The following is a 19,328-nucleotide window of genomic DNA, read 5'->3' on the forward strand; positions in this document are numbered from 1 at the left end:
TTTGCTGAAAGGCTGGATTAGTCTGAGGCTACTATCACTAAAAAATATCGGAAAGAAAAAAGCCAGCCGCAGGGGCTGGCAAAACTGGAAGATAACACTTACTTATAATTATGCAGAGAGCATCAAGGAGTCCGCTTTGGCTTCAAGATGCGTGTCTCCCATCAGATAAGTATCGACAGCACGGGCGCACTCTCGGCCTTCGTTGATACAACGTACTACCAGTGACTGACCGGTACGCATATCGCCTGCAGCAAAGACACCTTTTTGGCTAGTCTGGTAGCTGGTTGTCGCGACATTGCCACGATCATCGATAGCAACATCAAGCTGCGCCAGCACACCTTGTGGCTCTGGGTGCAAGAAACCCATAGCAAGGAATGCGTGGTCACAAGGGATGACGCGCTCTGACCCTGCTATTTCTTCAAAGCCTGGGCGTTCACCTGGCGCTGCATCTTTCCAAACAATGTCAGAGATGCGCAGGGCTTTTACATTGCCCGCGTCATCACCGATAAACTCTTTGGTCAAGATATTCCAATGACGGTCACAACCTTCTTCATGAGAAGTCGATGTGCGCATGATCATTGGATATTGCGGCCAAGGCATATTCGCCGGGCGTTTTTCAGGTGGGATCGGCATGATCTCAACCTGTGTAATGCTTTTTGCACCGTGGCGATTTGATGTCCCCACACAGTCAGAACCGGTATCACCACCGCCAATGACGACAATGTGCTTGTCTTTGGCGTGAATTTCTTCGGTTTTCAAATCCATTCCGTTTGCACGGCGGTTGTTTTGACCGAGAAATTCCATCGCGAAGTGAACACCTTTCAAATCGCGACCTGGAATAGGTAAATCGCGTGGCACGGTTGAGCCACCCGTTAGCAGTACAACATCGAAATCTTGACGAATTTGCTGTGCGTTAACAGTGACACCCACGTGCGCGTTAACCACAAATTCAACACCCGCTTCGGCCATTAGATTGATCTTGCGATCAATAATATCCATGCCCAGTTTGAAATCAGGGATACCGAAACGAAGTAGACCACCGACTTTTTCATCGCGCTCAAACACAGTCACGTTGTGACCTGCACTGTTTAGCTGTTCTGCAGCAGACAGACCGGCAGGGCCTGAACCGATGATGGCGACTTTCTTGCCTGTGCGAGATGTTGGGATCTTCGGCTTGGCATAGCCGTCACGGTAGGCCGTTTCAACAATGGTCTTTTCAATGTTACAGATAGTAATCGGATCTTGGTTAATGCCCAACACACACGAGGTTTCACAAGGCGCGGGACATACCCGACCAGTGAACTCTGGGAAGTTATTGGTTGAGCTCAAGATGTTCCACGCTTCTTCCCAGCTGTCACGATATACCGCGTCATTAAACTCAGGAATGATGTTACCGATTGGGCAGCCGTTATGACAAAACGGGACACCACAATCCATACAGCGTGACGATTGCTCGTTAATTTTTTTGCCAAACTCTTCGTTCAGGACAAATTCCTTGTTGTCTTGAATACGAACAGCCGGATCTTTCTTGGCCGGTAATTCACGGCCAAATTCCATAAAACCTGTTGGCTTACCCATTTACAGCCTCCACTTCTTCCTTGTTTTCGGCTTCCGCTTTACGTTGTTCCAGTACCGCTTTGTAATCACGCGGCATGACTTTAACAACGCGCTTGAGGTTCTCTTCAACGTTAGACATGAAGGTCTCTGCGACTGAACTGCCTGTGAATGCTTGGTGTTTACCAATCAGTTCTTTCAGCAACTCAATGTCTTCAGCGTCAAGCGGATCCAAATCAACCAGCTCAGGATTGAGTTTGGACTCAAAGTTCTCAAACTGATCCCAGATATAAGCAACACCGCCACTCATGCCTGCGGCGAAGTTACGACCCGTTTGGCCTAGAACGACAGCCACACCACCGGTCATGTATTCACAGCCGTGGTCACCGATACCTTCGACAACGACTTTTGCACCGGAGTTACGTACGCAGAAACGTTCGCCCGCTACACCGCGAATGAATGACTCACCAGAGGTTGCACCGTAGAAACAGACGTTACCCACGATGATATTGTCTTCTGCGATGATGTCACTTTTCGCGTCTGGGTACAGCACCAAGGTGCCGCCAGATAAGCCTTTACCCCAGTAGTCGTTCGCATCACCTTCCACTTCGAACGACACACCTTTAGCAAGGAATGCCCCGAAGCTTTGACCCGCCGAACCTTTGAACTTCACGTTCATTTGTTGTGGCAAGCCTTGGTCTTTGTAGATCTTCGAAATTTCGTTCGACAGCATGGTGCCGGCACTACGGTCTGTGTTGACGATAGCAAATTCTGTATCAACCTTACGGCCTTCATAAAGCGCGCTAGATGCGGCTTCAATCAGACGGCGGTCTAGAACGGCTTCCAAGCTGTGGTTTTGTTCGCGTTGGCAATACATGCCGTCGCCTTCACGTGGCTCTTCTTTGTGAAGAACAACATTGAGGTCGAGGTTTTTGTATTTCCAGTGGCCCACATCGCTGCGCACTTTCAGGTGCTGAGATTGACCGACCATTTCGTTGATAGTGCGGTAGCCAAGCTCTGCCATCACTTCACGCAAGCCTTCGGCCATGTAAGTGAAGAAGGTAACGATATCTTCTACGCGGCCGTCAAAGCGCTCACGCAGGGTTTTGTCTTGGGTTGCGATACCAACAGGACAGGTGTTGAGGTGACACTTACGCATCATGATACAACCTTCAACAACCAGCGCTGCTGTCGCGACGCCCCATTCTTCAGCACCCAGCAAGGTTGCGACGGCAAGGTCACGAGGTGTTTTCATCTGGCCATCTGATTGCACGACGATACGGTTACGAAGACCATTCTTGAGCAGCGTTTGGTGCGTTTCCGCTAGACCCAGTTCCCAAGGCAGACCTGCGTGTTTGATCGACGACAGTGGCGATGCACCTGTACCGCCATCAAAACCTGCAATCAGTACGACATCGGCTTTTGCTTTCGCAACGCCTGATGCAATCGTACCGACACCGGCTTCTGATACTAACTTGACGTTAATACGTGCTTCGCGGTTGGCATTTTTCAGGTCGTAGATCAGCTGCGCCAAATCTTCGATGGAGTAAATGTCATGGTGTGGTGGTGGCGAAATCAGACCAACCCCTGGGGTTGAGTGACGCGTACGACCAATCCAATCATCAACTTTATGACCCGGTAGCTGACCACCTTCGCCAGGCTTCGCGCCTTGTGCCATTTTGATTTGGATTTCAGCGGCGTTGGTCAGATAGTAAGAGGTCACACCGAAGCGGCCAGAAGCAACCTGTTTGATTGCCGAGCGCTCCCAATCGCCGTTTTCTTTCTTATCGAAACGGATTGGGTCTTCACCACCTTCACCGGAGTTCGATTTCGCACCGATGCGGTTCATGGCGACAGCAAGGGTTGAGTGCGCTTCGTGAGAGATAGAACCAAAGCTCATAGCACCGGTTGCAAAGCGCTTCAAGATGGTTTCAATCGACTCGACTTCTTCCAGAGGAATGCTTCCTGCAGGGTTTTTCACAAAGTCGAACTGGCTGCGCAGTGTCGCTGCATCATCACCTTGGCTATCAACTGCGTGGCAATACTCTTTAAATTGCTTGAGGTCTTTGTTGCGTGTTGAATTTTGCAGTAAGTGGATCGTTTCAGGGTTAAACAGGTGTTTTTCACCACGCTGTTTCCACTGGTAAACACCACCTACATCTAGCATTTGAACTGGAATTTCACGTGTTGGGTAACCGACACGGTGACGAACCAACACTTCTTTGGCAATGTCGTCGATGCTCAAGCCTTGGATGCGTGAAACAGTACCAGTGAAGTACTTATCAACCACTGCTTTGCTGATGCCTAGTGCTTCAAAAATCTGAGCGCCATGGTAGGACTGCAGAGTAGAAATCCCCATCTTCGAGAAGATTTTCAGCAGGCCAGCATTGATAGATTTGCGGTAGTTCTCGAACAGCACATCTACATCAGCTTGAGGATCGAGCTTCTTGGTACGCTGCAAGTCGACCAAAGTTTCGTAGACCAGGTACGGGTTAACAGCATTTGCACCGTAGCCAACAAGTGTGGCGAAGTGATGGGTTTCACGCGCGTCACCGGTTTCAATAACGATGTCAGCTTTTGCACGCAAGCCTTTGCGGATCAGATGGTGGTGAACAGCACCAACAGCCAGCATCGCTGGGATGGCGGCGTGGTTTGAGTTCACGGCACGGTCAGTCAGCAAAATGATTGAGTAACCGTCGTTAACGGCATCTTCAGCGTATTGGCAAATACGCTTCAGCGCACGCTCAAGTTTGCCTGTTTCGCCGCTTGCACGGAAAACGATATCCAACGTTTTTGCTTGGAGGTGATCGTTATCAATGGCACGCAGTTTTTCTAGTTCTGCATTGCTCAGTACTGGGGTTTCCAGTTCAACTTTACGGCAGTGTTCTGGTGTTTCAATCAGCAGGTTCTGATCTTGACCTAAGTAGGTTTTAAGCGACATCACCATACGTTCGCGGATCGGGTCGATCGGCGGGTTGGTCACCTGCGCAAATAGCTGCTTGAAGTAGTTAGACAGATGCTGAGATTGGTGCGACAGAACCGCTAGCGGCCAGTCAGCGCCCATTGCACCTAACGGCTCTTTCCCGTCTTTGGCCATTGGCAGCAGAATTTCATTTACTTCTTCTGATGTCACGCCGAAAGCTTGTTGATGATGTAGCAAGCGTTCAGGGGATGGCTGGTGGTTCTTGGTGCCTGCTTCTGGAAGCTTGTCCAGATGAAGCAAGTTCTTCTCAACCCACTCTTGGTATGGTTGAGCAGAAGCAATTTCATTTTTCACTTCTTCATCAGAGATGATGCGACCTTGTTCCAAATCAGCAACGAAGATGCGACCTGGTTGCAGACGGCCACGGAAGTGAATGTTTTCTGGTTCGATGTCTACCACACCTGATTCAGAGGCCATGATGAGGTAATCATCTTTTGTCACGGTATAGCGGCTAGGACGCAGGCCATTACGGTCAAGCGTTGCACCAACTTTAACGCCATCAGTGAAACATAGTGAGGCTGGGCCATCCCAAGGTTCCATGATGTTGGCGTGGAATTGATAGAAAGCACGGAGTTTCGGGTCCATGTCTTTCTTCTCTTGCCATGCTTCCGGCACCATCATCATCAGTACGTGCGGCATGCTGCGGCCAGAAAGTGTTAACAGTTCTAGTGCCATGTCGAAGTTAGCTGAGTCTGATGCGCCTTCTTGACAGATAGGCAGCAACATTTTGAGCTCTTGGTCACTGAACAGTTTTGATTCCAGCAGTGCTTCACGTGCTTTCATCCAGTTCAAGTTACCGCGAACGGTGTTGATTTCACCATTGTGAGCGATGTTACGGAAAGGCTGTGCCAGTCGCCATCTTGGGAAGGTGTTGGTTGAAAAGCGAGAGTGAACCAACGCCAGTGCCGTGACCATAGACGGGTTTTGTAAGTCTAAGAAGTACTGTGGCACCTGCTCTGTGGTCAACTGGCCTTTGTAAACCAGTGTCTTGGCAGAAAAAGAGTTAATGTAGAAATCGTCGCCAATGTTAGAGACGCTTTCCAAGCAAACGCGGACAGTATAGTTACGCAGTACAAATAGCTTGCGTTCGAGTGCGTCGAGAGAAAGGTGATCACCACCAGTAACAAATGCATGCTCGAAATGAGGCTCTGTGCTGAGCGGGTCTGCACCGATCATTGAATTATCGGTTGGCAGTTCGCGGTAACCGATAACTTCTAGATCAAGGCGTGCTGCGTTGCGCTCGAAGATTTCACGGCATTGTTGACGTTTGTTTTCATCCCTTGGGAACAACATAACACCAACACCGTATTTGTCAGCAGATGGCAATTGAACGCCAAGCTTACGGCTTTCTTCGAGTAAGAATTCGTGAGGTTTTTGTAAAAGAATACCTGCACCATCACCACTACATGGGTCACAGCCTTGACCGCCACGGTGTTCCATGCGGGCGAGCATATCAAGTGCTTGAGTGACAATCCCGTGGGATTTTCTGTTTTTCAAGTGGGCTACGAAGCCAATACCACAGGCATCGTGTTCCATTTCGGGCACATAGAGCCCCTCTGTGCGTAGCACTGAATCTGTCATTTTTACGTCCTTCCAGTTGACACAAATGCAGCGGGAGCATTTGTCTTCCCTTGCCGTACCTGTTGCGGGCACAGACTGAGCGGGTGCCAAGTTTGAACAGACAAAATGTGTCTATTCGCGGTACCCAAACCCGGTCACTGACTCAATAGTAGTAACCTTCTCCGTTCTGCAATCCTATGCAGTTATGCTGCGTTTCATTTGAATTGCCAAATAAGCCACTGGATTAGTGCCATATTTCGCGAATTATATTGCTCACAATTTAGACGCAGCTGTAGCTATCCTACATATGTCGAAATTTAATTACCATAAAAAGTTGCCAATCAATTGCTCTGCAATCGTCACCACAAGAGTAGATTTTCGAAAATAGTGAATAGAAAACCACTATAGGGTGCCAGGAGTGAATATCGATATTTTTACTGAGAATTTGGCAAGTTTGATGTGTAAATGAAATGTAATTAACTTTCATGAGAGTGATGAAAGTTTGAGCCAATATTGATTTGATCGAGGTTTTGTCGGAACCATTGGTGATAACATCGCGCGCTTTTTTCCTCCCTCCTCATTTAACCCAATAACACAGGCGGTCGACGATGGAACTTCATCATTTGGTGAATACCTTTGGTCAGGATTTACAACGCAGGTATGGCGAAAAAGTTCATAAGCTCTCGCTTCATGGTGGATTTAGCTGTCCTAATCGTGATGGTACGATCGGTCGTGGCGGCTGTACTTTCTGTCATGTCGCGTCATTTGCAGACGAAACCGCCCAGCAACTTTCAGTGTCAGCGCAGCTTTCTCAGCGCGCTCTTGGCGTTGATCGTGCGAAACGTTACCTCGCGTACTTTCAGGCCTATACCAGCACTTACGCAGAAGTCGAAAAACTAAAAGCCATGTATGAAGAAGCATTGAAATATGCTGACATTGTTGGCCTCTGTGTAGGAACGCGACCAGATTGTGTGCCGGATGCAGTATTGGATCTTCTCGCTAGCTACAAAGATCAAGGGTATGAAATCTGGCTGGAACTGGGTTTGCAAACGGCGAATGATAAAACACTCCAGCGTATCAATCGTGGTCATGATTTTGCGTGTTATGACAAGATCACTCGTCGCGCTCGAGCATTGGGCTTGAATGTGTGTACGCATCTGATTGTTGGCCTGCCGGGCGACACGGCAAGCGATCACATTCGCACCATGGACCGCGTCATTGAAACGGGGACTGACGGGATAAAGCTTCATCCTTTGCACATTGTTGAAGGTAGCATCATGGCGAAGGCGTGGCGTGCTGGTCGCTTGCAGGCGATATCTTTGGACGATTATGCAGAGAGTGCGTCCGAGATGATCTTACGTACGCCCTCTAACGTGGTGTATCACCGTGTATCTGCAAGTGCGAGAAAGCCGACCTTGTTGGCGCCGGCGTGGTGTGAAAATCGCTGGCTGGCAATGACAGATATTGCGCGTGCATTGACAGTAAAAGGTGCGCAAGGCAGTCTGGTTGGAGATGCTTTTCACTTTGTGCGTTAATGCGACTAATGCTTAATTGTTCGCAAAATAGATAAGCCTTGTTCGTGTTCTTTCATATCCATGTGGCAAGATGAAGCGTGATGTTAATTCAAAAAAATGATGCTGCTTCAAGGATGATGGCCGAAGGATGGATGAATGAGTGAGTGGATGCCCATAGCGGTATTAATGCTATCGGTGATTTTTTTCCTGGGATCGTTCTGGGTTTCCCGTCGGCGTGTGGTGTCGGCAAAAACGTGGCAAGCCTATCTGGCCAATCTTCACTCTCCTAAAGCGATGGTGAGCGAGAGTGACGGCAGCATTCTCTATGCTAACCGCAGTTTTGTGCGCCTGTTCAATATCTCTCAGCACAATAATTCGTTTCATATTGACGGCGATCGCGAACGAAAGACTATCGACACCTTGCTGGCCAATCGGCGCTGGCCCCTACCTTTTATCGAAGTGACGCCTGATTTTCGTTCTGGGTTCGACAAGCATGCACGACGCAATGCGCGTTTTTCTGGCCTGCCAGTATGGTGCAATGGTCAGCGCGCTTGGATTGTTTCGTTGGAGCCTGAATCTGACTCGGTTTACAGCGAACCGTTTGTTGAAAATGATAGCCAAATTTTTCGCAGCGTGATTAATTCACTGGCTGAACTGGTGTGTTTTCAAGACCGCCAAGGCCGTATTGTCGGTTCCAATGTGGCGTTCGATCGCTTTTGGAAAGGTCGCGAAGAAGAAGGTGTGTTCTTTAGCACACAAGAAGAAATTGAAGGTCGTCGTACCCAACAAAGCTGGACCACTAATCCGAATGGGGATAGCTGTTTACTTGAAACCAGTCAAACCGTGTTACGCGACGACAACCATGTTATCTATGGCACCTTGAGTATCAGTCATGATGTTACCAACTGGCACATGATGCGTCAGGTGATGGAGCAGGAGATAGAAGCCCGCCAGGAAGTTGAGCAGCAACTGAAAAAGCACAGCAATGTGCTGACATCTATCTTCAAAGCCAGTGTCGATCCGATTGGCATATATAACAAAGACTATGAATTTCTCGGTGGCAATGCCGCCTTTGCTGAGGCCATGGGGGCAATGCATGACGATCTTGAAGGTGAACATGCTGCTGATTTGATGGATCCGGAGATTTTGGCTCAACACCAAAAAATTGATCACCCGGTATTGGACAACGGCGAAACCATTAAATACGAAGACTTGGTCATGAAGCGTGATGGCTCTCAGGTTTGGTATGAGCTGACGAAAACGCAGTTCAGTGACCCAACGGACGAGACGATTGGCGTACTGGTCATTGCTCGTGATGTCACCGCACGCAAAGCCACGCAGCAGGAATTGGCTGACGCCATCATGGAGCTCGAAGAGCTTAGCTTTGTAGATGGATTAACCAAAGTGGCTAACCGACGCAGCTTTGATGAGCAGCTAGTGAAGATGTGGCAATCACATATTCGTGAGCAGGAGCCGTTGTCTCTGATCCTGTGTGATATCGATTATTTCAAACCCTATAATGATAACTATGGTCACCAACAAGGTGACGAGGCATTGAGGCGCGTCGCTCAAGTCTTCCAGAACGTTATCCGTCGCCCTCTTGATGCCGTGGCTCGCTATGGTGGTGAAGAGTTTGCGATTTTGCTTCCTAGTACCACCGAGCAAGGAGCGCTTGTGGTAGCGGAAAATATCTCACATGAGCTAACACTGGCGGGTATACCTCATGCATTTTCTGCAGTGTCAGAAGCGCTGACCTTGAGCCAAGGCGTGGCGACATTACGACCTCAGGCGGGGCAAGACTATGGTGATTTGGTTTCCATGGCTGATAGAGCTCTGTATCGCGCTAAAAACGCAGGACGTGACCAAATCGCTTCAGCGTCTCAGACGGTGAAAGAAACCGTTTAAATCTTCCCGCATAGCTCGGTGCATCGTTGTTATGCGCGTAACAAAATACCTCGCGCCTTTTCCTTTTTCTTCCTGACACTCAAGGCTATCATGGCTGCAACTCACGTTGATCAGGAAGTTCAATGAAGCAAATAAAACTCTTGGCGCAATATTATGTCGATTTGCTGGTAAAGCTCGGCATTGTTCGCTTCAGCATGTTGCTGGCACTCGCGCTGGTGGCGCTTGCCGTTATTGTTCAAGTTGGGATCACTCTTTTCCTCAATGGGACGGTGCATGATAGCGATATCGTCCGCTCGGTCTTTTTTGGTCTCCTTATTACACCTTGGGCGGTTTATTTTCTTTCTGTCGTGGTGGATCAGTTGGAGGAGTCGCGTCAGCGATTGACCAAGCTAGTATCCAAACTTGAAGAAATGCGCTCGCGTGATATGGAGCTTAACCGACAACTCACTGACAACATTACTCAGCTCAATCTTGAAATTGAAGAGCGAAAGCGTGCAGAAGAAGCACGCGAAGAGGCGATGGTAGATTTGGAGAATGAGGTTTATCAACGTGAGAAAGCACAGGTGGAGCTTGCCGAGCAGACGGCACTCTTGCGCTCTTTCATCGATGCCTCCCCTGACTTGATTTACTACCGTAACGAAAAAGGGAAATTCTCTGGCTGTAATAAAGCCATGGAAGAATTAACAGGCAAGACAGAAAGCGATTTGGTCGGGCTAACACCTTGGGATGTCTATAGCGAAGATGTGGCGAGCAAGGTCGTCGAAACCGATCAGCAAGTGTTCGATAACAGCGTATCACTCACTTATGAACAGTGGCTGGAATACAAAGATGGGCGCAAAGCCTATTTTGAGCTGCGTAAACTGCCGTTTTATGCACGTGATGGGCGTCGCTTGGGATTGGTTGGCTTTGGTCGAGAGATCACGGAACGCAAGCGCTACCAAGACGCGCTTGAGAAAGCGAGTCAGGACAAAACCGCGTTTATTTCTACCATTAGCCATGAACTGCGTACGCCATTAAATGGCATCGTTGGCCTAAGCCGTATGCTGCTTGATACTAAGCTCTCTGAAGAGCAACTCGGCTACTTGCGTACCATTCATGTCAGCGCGATCACTCTGGGCAATATCTTTAACGACATTATTGATTTGGATAAATCAGATCGTAGCCGACTCTCTCTGATGCCAGAGCCTGTCGACCTGCCTGATTTTGTCTCGGAAATTGATAACATCAGCGCCTTGATGGCTGAGCAAAAAGGGCTGAGATTCAGTCTTGATAGGCTCACCTCGTTACCTGCATCAGTAAAAGTGGATGCTACGCGATTACGCCAAATCTTATGGAATTTAGTCGGTAACGCGGTGAAGTTTACTAAGCAAGGGGCGGTGAATGTCACCGTTAGCTGCGATGTGGAAGATGACACGGCCTATTTGCAATTTGATATTGAAGATAGCGGGATAGGGATCCCTGAAGATGAAGTGTCGAAGATTTTTGCCATGTACTACCAAGTTCAGCAAGGCGAAGACAATTTGCATGCCGTGGGTACTGGCATCGGATTAGCCGTATCACGCAAGCTGGCACGTTTGATGGGCGGGGATATCACGGTAGATACTGAAGTAGGCGAGGGCAGTACATTTACTGTTTCTTTGGCTGTGCCCATTTGCGAAGCTGCAGTGAACACGGAAGTGGTGATCGCTGAGCAAAGTCCGCTACATATTCTTTTGGTCGAAGACATTGAACTTAATATCACCGTGGCAGTGAACCTGCTGGAAAGCTTGGGTCATACGGTGACGGTTGCTCGCACTGGTCACGAGGCATTAACCGCCTTCCCAACCGCCCACTTTGATCTTTTGCTATTGGATATTCAATTGCCTGACATGACGGGCTTTGATATTGCCAGACAGCTCAGAGACAGTGATGCAGTGCTTCCGCCACTGGTTGCCCTAACGGCCAATGTGATCAAAGACAAAACGGAATACATCCGTAAAGGCATGGACGACGCGATCAGTAAACCGATCAGTGTTGCTGCGGTAACGGGTGTCATTGAACGCTTGGCGTTGCAATGCTCAGTCGATCAAGAAGTGATGATTGAGACACGTCAGACAGTGTCAGGAAACGATCTGTTTGATACCTTGTTGGATATCGATATGCTGACTTCCTACGTTGACATAGTTGGCGCCGCGCCTGTTTACCAAAGCATTGAGATGTTTGAGCAGGTTATGCCGGACTACCTTAAGATCCTTGATAGCAACATGATGGCGAAAGATCAGGACGGTATCGCCAGTGAAGCGCATAAAATCAAGGGTGCTGCTGGTTCCATTGGGTTGAAGCACATTCAGAAAGTGGCACAGAAAGCGCAATCGCCTGAACTGCCTGCATGGTGGGAGAATATCACTGATTGGGTTGATGAAATCAAAGAAGGCTACAGTCATGATCTCAACGTGCTCAGGCAATGGTTGGATAATTACCAAGCCAAATAATTAAGGCAAGGGACTGAAATAAAATAAAAAGGCCTGCAATGCAGGCCTTTTTCATCGGTGTTGATAACGCTAGATGTGAGGGCGAGTTAGATATCTTCTAACTCGCCACAAAAGCGGTAGCCTTCACCGTGAATCGTGGCAATGATTTCTGGTGTGTCACCAAAAGACTCAAAATGCTTACGGATACGACGGATTGTGACATCAACGGTGCGGTCATGTGGCTTAAGCTCACGGCCAGTCATTTTCTTCAGCAGATCTGCGCGAGTCTGGATTTTTCCCGGATTCTCGCAGAAATGCAGCAGTGCACGGAACTCAGAACGTGGCAGCTTGAACTGCTCGTTGTCTGGGCTTATCAGTGAGCGACTGTTGATATCCAGTGCCCAGCCGTTGAACGCGTAGCTTTCAACTGAACGCTTGTCTTCTGGCAGTGCGCCTTGGCTCATTGCACGTGTCAGAAGGTTGCGAGCACGAATAGTCAGTTCACGTGGGTTGAATGGTTTGGTGATGTAATCATCCGCACCGATTTCCAGACCCAGGATTTTGTCCACTTCGTTGTCACGGCCAGTTAAGAACATCAGTGCCATGTCGCCAAGTTCACGCAATTCACGTGCAAGCAGCAGGCCATTCTTACCTGGAAGATTAATGTCCATAATGACCAAGTGAACCTGATTGTTCGACAGCACTTGATGCATTTCTTCGCCATCATTGGCTTCTAGAACGGTATAACCTTCCGCTTCAAAGATGCTTTTCAGCGTGTTACGAGTTACGTGTTCGTCTTCAACAATCAGAATATGAGGGGTTTGCATTGGCGTTACCTAATTTCTTTAAGGAATCTGGTATTAACACTCACAGAGTACTCAGACTCTATGAATAAAAGTTACAAACAGGAAAAGTATATCAAAAGTACTTTGCTTGCCTATTCGGCATACTTCCCTGATACAAACGCCATCCTTAGAGAAGGTGATTGCAGATGCGTTTAAACGCGCTGCATGCTACTAGTCAAATCATTTTGGCCAGCAAATCCTTTGGATAGGGCTGATTGTATTCATTTAACAGCGTGCTAACAATATTTAGTAATAAATCAACGCAACTTTTTTTAATCTTTATTGATATACGTCAATCTCAGCCTTTGTGGTCGCAAATCATGGAATATTGCGCCAAAAAATGTCTCAAATATTACTAGTGAGTTTAATCTATTTCGTACTATTACAACAGGTGTGAAAATTGTGTAACAACTCAAGGGTATCAGACCATTTTGTTTATAGGGGGTCAACCATTTCACTGTGAGAGCGTAGATGAGGGCATCTAGATTGCCTGAAAACGTGCATCGTCACGCACTGAGAACTACTGAGTAAAATCAATGGATTGGCTTTTGATTTTGAACAAAGTATTGCATTAGAGCGTGATGTTAGACGAAGGGTATGGTGCGTTGAGTTGACATTGCGACCTGCAGAAGAAATTCCATTTTGAGGTGAATGACCTTACATAACACTGCGAGGTTGCTACCTTTAGTGTGGTATGGACTGCAACAAGAGGGAAACAGCATGGAAGATTTATTGCCAGATATTAGTGATGCGCACGGTGACGATGTTCATTGGATCCCCGTTCAATGGCGTGATTTCGGCGGACGTTCTGCATTCTCGGGTCGTGTGGAAACATTGAGATGCTTTGAAGACAACTCAAAAGTCAGAGACATACTGGGCAAGCCTGGAGAAGGACGAGTACTGGTGGTGGATGGGCACGGTAACTTAAACAAGGCGTTGTTGGGCGATTTGTTAGCTGAGCGAGCGGTTACCAATGGCTGGGAAGGGATTGTGGTTTTTGGTGCAGTGCGAGATGCAAGTGCGCTGAGCAAGATGCCATTAGGTGTTAAAGCGCTTGGTGTTTGTCCGATTAAGACGGAAAAGCGCGGCGCGGGTGATGAAGATGTTCCTTTGCGCATTCATGATGTGCCGATTTCACCTGGGGATTATTTGTTTGCCGATTTAAACGGGGTGATGGTCAGCCAACACCCCATTGAGTTTGGTGAACAGTAACAGTAACAGTAACAATAACGCTAGAAGCGGTATCCAACACCGAGTTGATAGTTAGCTGATGCGGCAGGTTGTTGGCTTACACTGTAGTCAAACTTGGCTTGCAGATTTAGCTTGTCAGTGAGCTTATATTGACTGCTCATGCCCACACTGCCGATGGTCTCTTCGTTGACGCGCTCGGCTTGAACGGTACTGCCAAAGCTCAAAGCATCGTTGAAATTGTATTCGAGACCGCTAAGTATCCCTTTGGCACTAGCGTTGTAGTCGGACTCAGTCGTCATTTCTGTCGCCAGATAGACATTGATTTTTTTGAGAACAGGATAGTGATAGCCAGAGCTTATCGTCCAACTGTCAAAACTTTGGCCACCCGTTGAGATTGAGTGGGAAAACCAAGGATCACGGTTATCTTCCTCGATGTATTCATACAGCGGTAACGAACCCTGCGCGAATGTGAAAAAAGCCACTGATTGCAGGGTAATGGCGAGCAAGATTCGATTCATTTACTACCCTCCCTGATTCGTTTTTATTAGACAGCGTAATCATTCTAGTCCACTCGTCTTAATTTTGTTACCGGACTGCCATGAATTTTTCGCCATTGTTAACTCACCTCTCGAAATGACAACGGCCTTGCGTTGCTGTCACTAAAAGGTGGTTAAAAATAAAGCAAATCTTGTGCCCATATAGCGACAATTTTTTGTCAGTGGCTGTTCTTGGTCTCACTTTCAGAGGTTAGAGAAACGTGACTCCTCGCTGTATGGGAACACATCATTAAACTGACCTTGCTGGATATTGCTCTGAAGGCTTTTCCAATATTCCGCATCAAATAAATCTGAATGCAGCTCATCAAACAAGGCGCGGATCTTGGGGTTGATCAACAAGAAGGTGCGAAATTCTTCTGGGAAAACATCGTATTCTCCCACGCTGTACCAAGGTTCAGCGGCCATTTCGTCCTCAGGGAAGCGCGGTGGCGGAATGTGTCGGAAGTTCACTTCTGTCAGGTAGGAGATTTCATCGTAATCATAAAAAATGACACGGCTATGGCGTGATACCCCAAAGTTTTTAAACAACATGTCGCCTGCAAAAATGTTCGCCGCCGCCAATTGTTTAATAGCATCGCCATACCCTTGAACCGCCTCACGAAGTTCATCGTCATCCGCCTGCTCGAGATAAATATTGAGGGGGATCATTCGTCGTTCCATGTACAGGTGACGAATGTGAACTTCTTTGCTGGTGAGTTTGATGTTGGATTCAGCAACCTCTAGCAACTCTTTAATGAGTTCATCGCTAAATCTATCTCGAGGGAAGATGAAGTTTCGATAGTCGAGAGTATCTGCCATGCGACCCACGCGGTCGTGTTCTTTAACCAGCTGATATTTTTCTTTTACAATGGCATGCGTGACGTCTTTTTGCGGGGCGAATTTGTCTTTAATGATCTTAAATACGAAGCCATATGAGGGGAGGGTGAACACGGACATCACCATGCCCTTAATGCCGGGCGCGACAACAAACTGATCATCTGAGCTGTCAATATGTTGTAGAAACTCGCGATAGAGTTCAGTTTTACCGTGTTTCTGACAACCTATCGCTGTGTAGAGTTGTGCGGGTGTTTTGTGTGGCATCAACTGATTGAGAAAATCGACTAATGCGGCAGGTGCTGGCGCGTAAACCATAAAATAAGAACGCGCGAAGCCAAAGATCACGCTGACATCATCAGAGTCGGTGATGCAGGCATCGACATACAATTCACCCTGCGAATTGACAAGAATGGGTAAAACCAACGGGCGAGTCTGATTCGCCATATCAATGCGACCAATCAAGTACGCGGCCTTGTTGCGGAAAAAAGGCTCACGGATCATGTCGATGGTGACTTCATTGGTCAGTTGGGGTCCTAAACGTTGCTGCATGGCCTCAACAATACGATGGACATCGCGTGCTTTATTGACCCAAGGCAGCGTGAAGGGGGTGTCATCGAGAATGCGTTCGACAGTTTGGATCAAGTTTTTTTGAGAGGGATAGCGTTTTAGCAAAGGTGTGGGGTACTTAGGAATTCGTCCTCCCTGCGAGCTATTCACAAACAGTTTGTCACGGCGAATATTTCGGTGGTCGAACATACGACAATACACAGAGTTAAAGAAGCTTTCTGCAATGTCATAGCGTGGGTAGTCATCCAGCAGATGGCTGTAGGATTCTTTGACTGCCATAAGGAAAGATCGAGTCGCGTGTTGTTTATCCAACATGGTTTTCAATTGCTGGCTAACCAGTGCCACATGGTGGTCATAAAAATTGATGCGGGTTTTTAAAGCGCTTTGCACATTTTTCCAGTCGCGCTGCTCAAAACGTTCTTGTGCGCCTGCAGTCACATCCAAAAATCGACCATACATAGCGTCTGAGCCCTGTAATATAGTCTGCGCAACCAATTCCTCCATTTCAACCGCCATGGTTCCCTCCTTTGTTATTGCTGCTTTTCTGCTCAATTTAATTCACTATGTCGTGCTCTTTTCACAATCGCAAGCATCAAGGGGCGGAATGCTGCGCTTTCTCATCTTTTAATTGTGTTAATTTAATCTTGCGAATTATGGCGTTTTTTTGATAGATAACTTAAATTTTTGTTGACCTGATACCCTGCATTGAGTAAAGGTTATAAAAACGCAGCACGGAAGGTCCAAAGCGATGCTTCATACAGTCGGCACTACAACCATTATCACCATTATTACCATCACCATGGGTGAAGGTGCGGGCTGACATGCACAGAAATTTAAAAAAAAGCCCGCACTAAAAAGATGTGCGGGCTTTTTTTTCGCTTATTTGTTATTGAATTTTCGGGTTCAGGAAGGAGTTGGAGGTAAGGATGCGAGTTTTAAAGTTTGGTGGCACATCATTAGCCAATGCGGAACGTTTTAGCCGCGCAGCAGAAATCATCACAAGCAATACCTGTCAGGGTGACGTGTCAGCGGTATTATCTGCGCCGGCAAAAATCACGAATGCCTTAGTTGATGTGATTGATCACACAGTGAAACATGGCGAAGCAGACAGTCAGGTTGCACTGATTGAGTCGATTTTCTCGGCACTGTTTGACGGTCTTGCCGAAATGGAAGCGGATTTTGACAAAGCAGCGCTGTATGTTGAATTAGCGCGCTCAGTTGATCAGCTTAAGCAATATATTCACGGCATTGCGTTGCTGGGACTGTGTCCTGACAACATTTATGCACGCATTATCAGTAAAGGTGAGCGTCTCTCTATTGCCACCATGTCAGCGTTGCTACAAGCACGTGGTCACAACACCTTCGTGATCGACCCTGTTCACTACCTTCAGGCTAAAGGTGATTACCTTGAAGCCATGGTGGATATCGAAGTTTCTTCTGACAACTTCAGCAAAGAACCTATCCCAGCGAAACACATTGGCTTGATGCCGGGCTTTACGGCGTCGAATGAGCAAGGCGAATTGGTGACCTTGGGCCGTAACGGCTCGGATTACTCGGCAGCCGTTTTGGCCGCATGTGTGCGAGCAGAATGCTGTGAAATTTGGACTGATGTGGATGGTGTTTATAGCTGTGACCCCCGCCTAGTACCAGATGCACAACTATTGAAATCATTGAGCTACCAAGAAGCAATGGAACTGTCTTACTTCGGTGCGAAAGTCTTGCACCCGAAAACCATTCTTCCTATTGCTCGCTTTCACATCCCATGCCTGATTAAAAACACGGCAAACCCTCAGGGTGCAGGCACCTTGATTGGTTTCGACAACGGTGAAGACAACCTTGCAGTAAAAGGCATCACTACCTTGAGTGAGCTGAGCATGGTTAACGTGTCTGGCCCTGGCATGAAAGGCATGGTAGGCATGGCAGCACGTGTATTCGGCGCCATGTCAGCAGCGGGCGTTTCTGTTGTCTTGATCACTCAGTCATCGTCTGAATACAGCATCAGTTTTTGTATTGAAGCGCAAGACAAGCCACTGGCACAGCGTGCACTGCAAGAGAACTTTGAACTTGAGCTAAAAGACGGTCTGCTTGAGCCTGTCGATTTTGTCGATGACGTCGCGATTGTCTCATTGGTGGGTGATGCGATGCGCACTGCGAAAGGCGTGGCATCTCAGTTCTTTACCTCTTTAGCGGAAGTGAACGTCAACATCGTCGCGATTGCACAGGGTTCTTCTGAGCGCTCTATTTCGGCGGTTATTCCGGACAACCGTGTGTCGGAAGCCGTGAAAGCGTGTCACGTGAACCTATTTAACAGTAATCACTACCTTGATGTATTTATTGTTGGCGTTGGCGGTGTGGGCGGTGAGCTGGTCGAGCAGGTGAAGCGTCAGCAGAGCAAATTAGCAAGCCAAGGCATTATCATTCGAGTTTGCGGGTTAGCAAACAGCCGCGGGATGTTGCTAGACAGCAAAGGTATTGATCTTGACAACTGGCGCGACGAACTGACAAACATCAATGAACCGTTTAACTTGTCTCGCTTGGTGAGTTTGGTGGAGCAAAACCACATCATCAACCCCGTGTTTATCGACTGTACCTCTGATCAATCAATTGCTGATCAATATGCAGATTTCTTGTCGGCAGGTTTCCATGTGATCACACCGAACAAAAAAGCCAACACCGCGAGCATGGCTTATTACCAACAGCTGCGTAAATCTGCGCGCGCAAGCCGTCGTAAGTTCATGTACGACACCACAGTAGGTGCTGGCCTGCCTGTTATTGAAAACCTGCAAAACCTCATCTCTGCGGGAGATGAGCTTGAGAAGTTCATGGGTATCCTGTCCGGTTCACTGTCTCATATCTTCGGTAAGCTCGATGAAGGTCAAAGCTTTAGTGAAGCAACCTCTGTTGCGCGTGATAGCGGCTTTACCGAGCCAGATCCACGTGACGATCTCTCGGGGATGGATGTGGCGCGTAAGCTATTGATCCTTGCTCGTGAAGCAGGCATGAACCTTGAACTTGAAGATGTTGACGTTGAGCCTGCATTGCCACCGGGTTTTGACTCATCTGGCGATGTTGATGCCTTCATGGCCAAGCTGCCAGAAGCTGACGTTTACTTCAATAAGATTGCAGCGGAAGCGCGCGCGGAAGGCAAAGTGCTGCGCTACATCGGTTGTATTGATAAAGGTCATTGCTCGGTGAAAATTCAAGCCGTCGATGCTGATGACCCAATGTTTAAGATCAAAGAGGGTGAAAACGCACTGGCTTTCTACAGTCGTTATTACCAACCAATTCCATTGGTATTACGTGGTTACGGTGCAGGCACTCAGGTGACTGCGGCGGGTGTGTTCGCTGACTTGATGCGTACACTTGGCTGGAAGCTGGGAGTGTAA

At 47.9% G+C, this 19,328-nt stretch carries 10 protein-coding genes and 1 other annotated feature; of the genes, 5 read left to right on the forward strand and 5 right to left on the reverse strand.

What is annotated here, in order from left to right; all coding sequences use genetic code 11:
• Window positions 1–108 precede the first annotated feature (108 nt).
• Window positions 109–1,578, reverse strand: coding sequence for a glutamate synthase subunit beta (locus A1OO_RS02585; RefSeq protein WP_016961735.1), 1,470 nt, complete (start codon window positions 1,576–1,578; stop codon window positions 109–111).
• On the reverse strand, window positions 1,571–6,118 hold the full coding sequence (gltB, locus tag A1OO_RS02590) for a glutamate synthase large subunit (protein WP_017004564.1): 4,548 nt from the start codon (window positions 6,116–6,118) through the stop codon (window positions 1,571–1,573). Before gltB ends, A1OO_RS02585 begins: the two co-directional genes overlap by 8 nt.
• A 587-nt stretch (window positions 6,119–6,705) precedes the next feature.
• Between gltB and A1OO_RS02595 the strand changes: the two genes are divergently transcribed.
• From A1OO_RS02595 to arcB, 3 genes are all read left to right on the forward strand, one after another.
• Window positions 6,706–7,632 carry a TIGR01212 family radical SAM protein gene (locus A1OO_RS02595; protein ID WP_016961733.1) on the forward strand — a complete coding sequence of 309 codons (927 nt, stop codon included), beginning with the start codon at window positions 6,706–6,708 and terminating at the stop codon, window positions 7,630–7,632.
• Between the two features lie 135 nt (window positions 7,633–7,767).
• Window positions 7,768–9,516, forward strand: coding sequence for a sensor domain-containing diguanylate cyclase (locus A1OO_RS02600; protein WP_017004565.1), 1,749 nt, complete (start codon window positions 7,768–7,770; stop codon window positions 9,514–9,516).
• 122 nt (window positions 9,517–9,638) lie between these two features.
• Entirely contained in the window at window positions 9,639–11,987 is a 2,349-nt protein-coding gene (gene arcB / locus A1OO_RS02605; RefSeq protein WP_016961730.1) for an aerobic respiration two-component sensor histidine kinase ArcB, read from the forward strand.
• Window positions 11,988–12,073: 86 nt separating this feature from the next.
• Here the strand turns inward: arcB and arcA are convergent, their stop codons facing one another.
• A complete protein-coding gene (gene arcA / locus A1OO_RS02610) occupies window positions 12,074–12,793 on the reverse strand; it encodes a two-component system response regulator ArcA (protein WP_016961729.1) in 720 nt (239 codons plus the stop codon).
• A gap of 738 nt (window positions 12,794–13,531) precedes the next feature.
• On the opposite strand from arcA, the gene A1OO_RS02615 reads away from it, so the two are divergent.
• Window positions 13,532–14,023, forward strand: a complete 492-nt coding sequence (locus A1OO_RS02615; RefSeq protein WP_016961728.1) for a putative 4-hydroxy-4-methyl-2-oxoglutarate aldolase — start codon at window positions 13,532–13,534, stop codon at window positions 14,021–14,023.
• Between the two features lie 20 nt (window positions 14,024–14,043).
• Here A1OO_RS02615 and A1OO_RS02620 read toward each other — a convergent pair whose 3' ends face one another.
• The gene (locus tag A1OO_RS02620; RefSeq protein ID WP_016961727.1) at window positions 14,044–14,520 is read right to left on the reverse strand and encodes a hypothetical protein; all 477 of its coding nucleotides are present in this window, start codon (window positions 14,518–14,520) and stop codon (window positions 14,044–14,046) included.
• Between the two features lie 222 nt (window positions 14,521–14,742).
• Window positions 14,743–16,458 carry a bifunctional isocitrate dehydrogenase kinase/phosphatase gene (aceK, locus tag A1OO_RS02625; RefSeq protein WP_017004566.1) on the reverse strand — a complete coding sequence of 572 codons (1,716 nt, stop codon included), beginning with the start codon at window positions 16,456–16,458 and terminating at the stop codon, window positions 14,743–14,745.
• Between the two features lie 242 nt (window positions 16,459–16,700).
• Window positions 16,701–16,819: a sequence feature (Thr leader region), on the forward strand.
• A 49-nt stretch (window positions 16,820–16,868) separates the two neighbouring features.
• Here aceK and thrA point away from each other — a divergent pair.
• Window positions 16,869–19,328, forward strand: a complete 2,460-nt coding sequence (gene thrA / locus A1OO_RS02630; protein ID WP_017004567.1) for a bifunctional aspartate kinase/homoserine dehydrogenase I — start codon at window positions 16,869–16,871, stop codon at window positions 19,326–19,328.

Source organism: Enterovibrio norvegicus FF-33, from assembly GCF_000286835.2.
GTDB classification, from domain to species: domain Bacteria; phylum Pseudomonadota; class Gammaproteobacteria; order Enterobacterales; family Vibrionaceae; genus Enterovibrio; species Enterovibrio norvegicus_A.

What these genes read in the sequence shown, in the direction of transcription:
- A1OO_RS02585 (WP_016961735.1), bottom strand. Translation starts at nt 1,578, where the DNA reads ATGGGTAAGCCAACAGGTTTTATGGAATTTGGCCGTGAATTACCGGCC.
- gltB (WP_017004564.1), bottom strand. Translation starts at nt 6,118, where the DNA reads ATGACAGATTCAGTGCTACGCACAGAGGGGCTCTATGTGCCCGAAATG.
- A1OO_RS02595 (WP_016961733.1), top strand. Translation starts at nt 6,706, where the DNA reads ATGGAACTTCATCATTTGGTGAATACCTTTGGTCAGGATTTACAACGC.
- A1OO_RS02600 (WP_017004565.1), top strand. Translation starts at nt 7,768, where the DNA reads ATGAGTGAGTGGATGCCCATAGCGGTATTAATGCTATCGGTGATTTTT.
- arcB (WP_016961730.1), top strand. Translation starts at nt 9,639, where the DNA reads ATGAAGCAAATAAAACTCTTGGCGCAATATTATGTCGATTTGCTGGTA.
- arcA (WP_016961729.1), bottom strand. Translation starts at nt 12,793, where the DNA reads ATGCAAACCCCTCATATTCTGATTGTTGAAGACGAACACGTAACTCGT.
- A1OO_RS02615 (WP_016961728.1), top strand. Translation starts at nt 13,532, where the DNA reads ATGGAAGATTTATTGCCAGATATTAGTGATGCGCACGGTGACGATGTT.
- A1OO_RS02620 (WP_016961727.1), bottom strand. Translation starts at nt 14,520, where the DNA reads ATGAATCGAATCTTGCTCGCCATTACCCTGCAATCAGTGGCTTTTTTC.
- aceK (WP_017004566.1), bottom strand. Translation starts at nt 16,458, where the DNA reads ATGGCGGTTGAAATGGAGGAATTGGTTGCGCAGACTATATTACAGGGC.
- thrA (WP_017004567.1), top strand. Translation starts at nt 16,869, where the DNA reads ATGCGAGTTTTAAAGTTTGGTGGCACATCATTAGCCAATGCGGAACGT.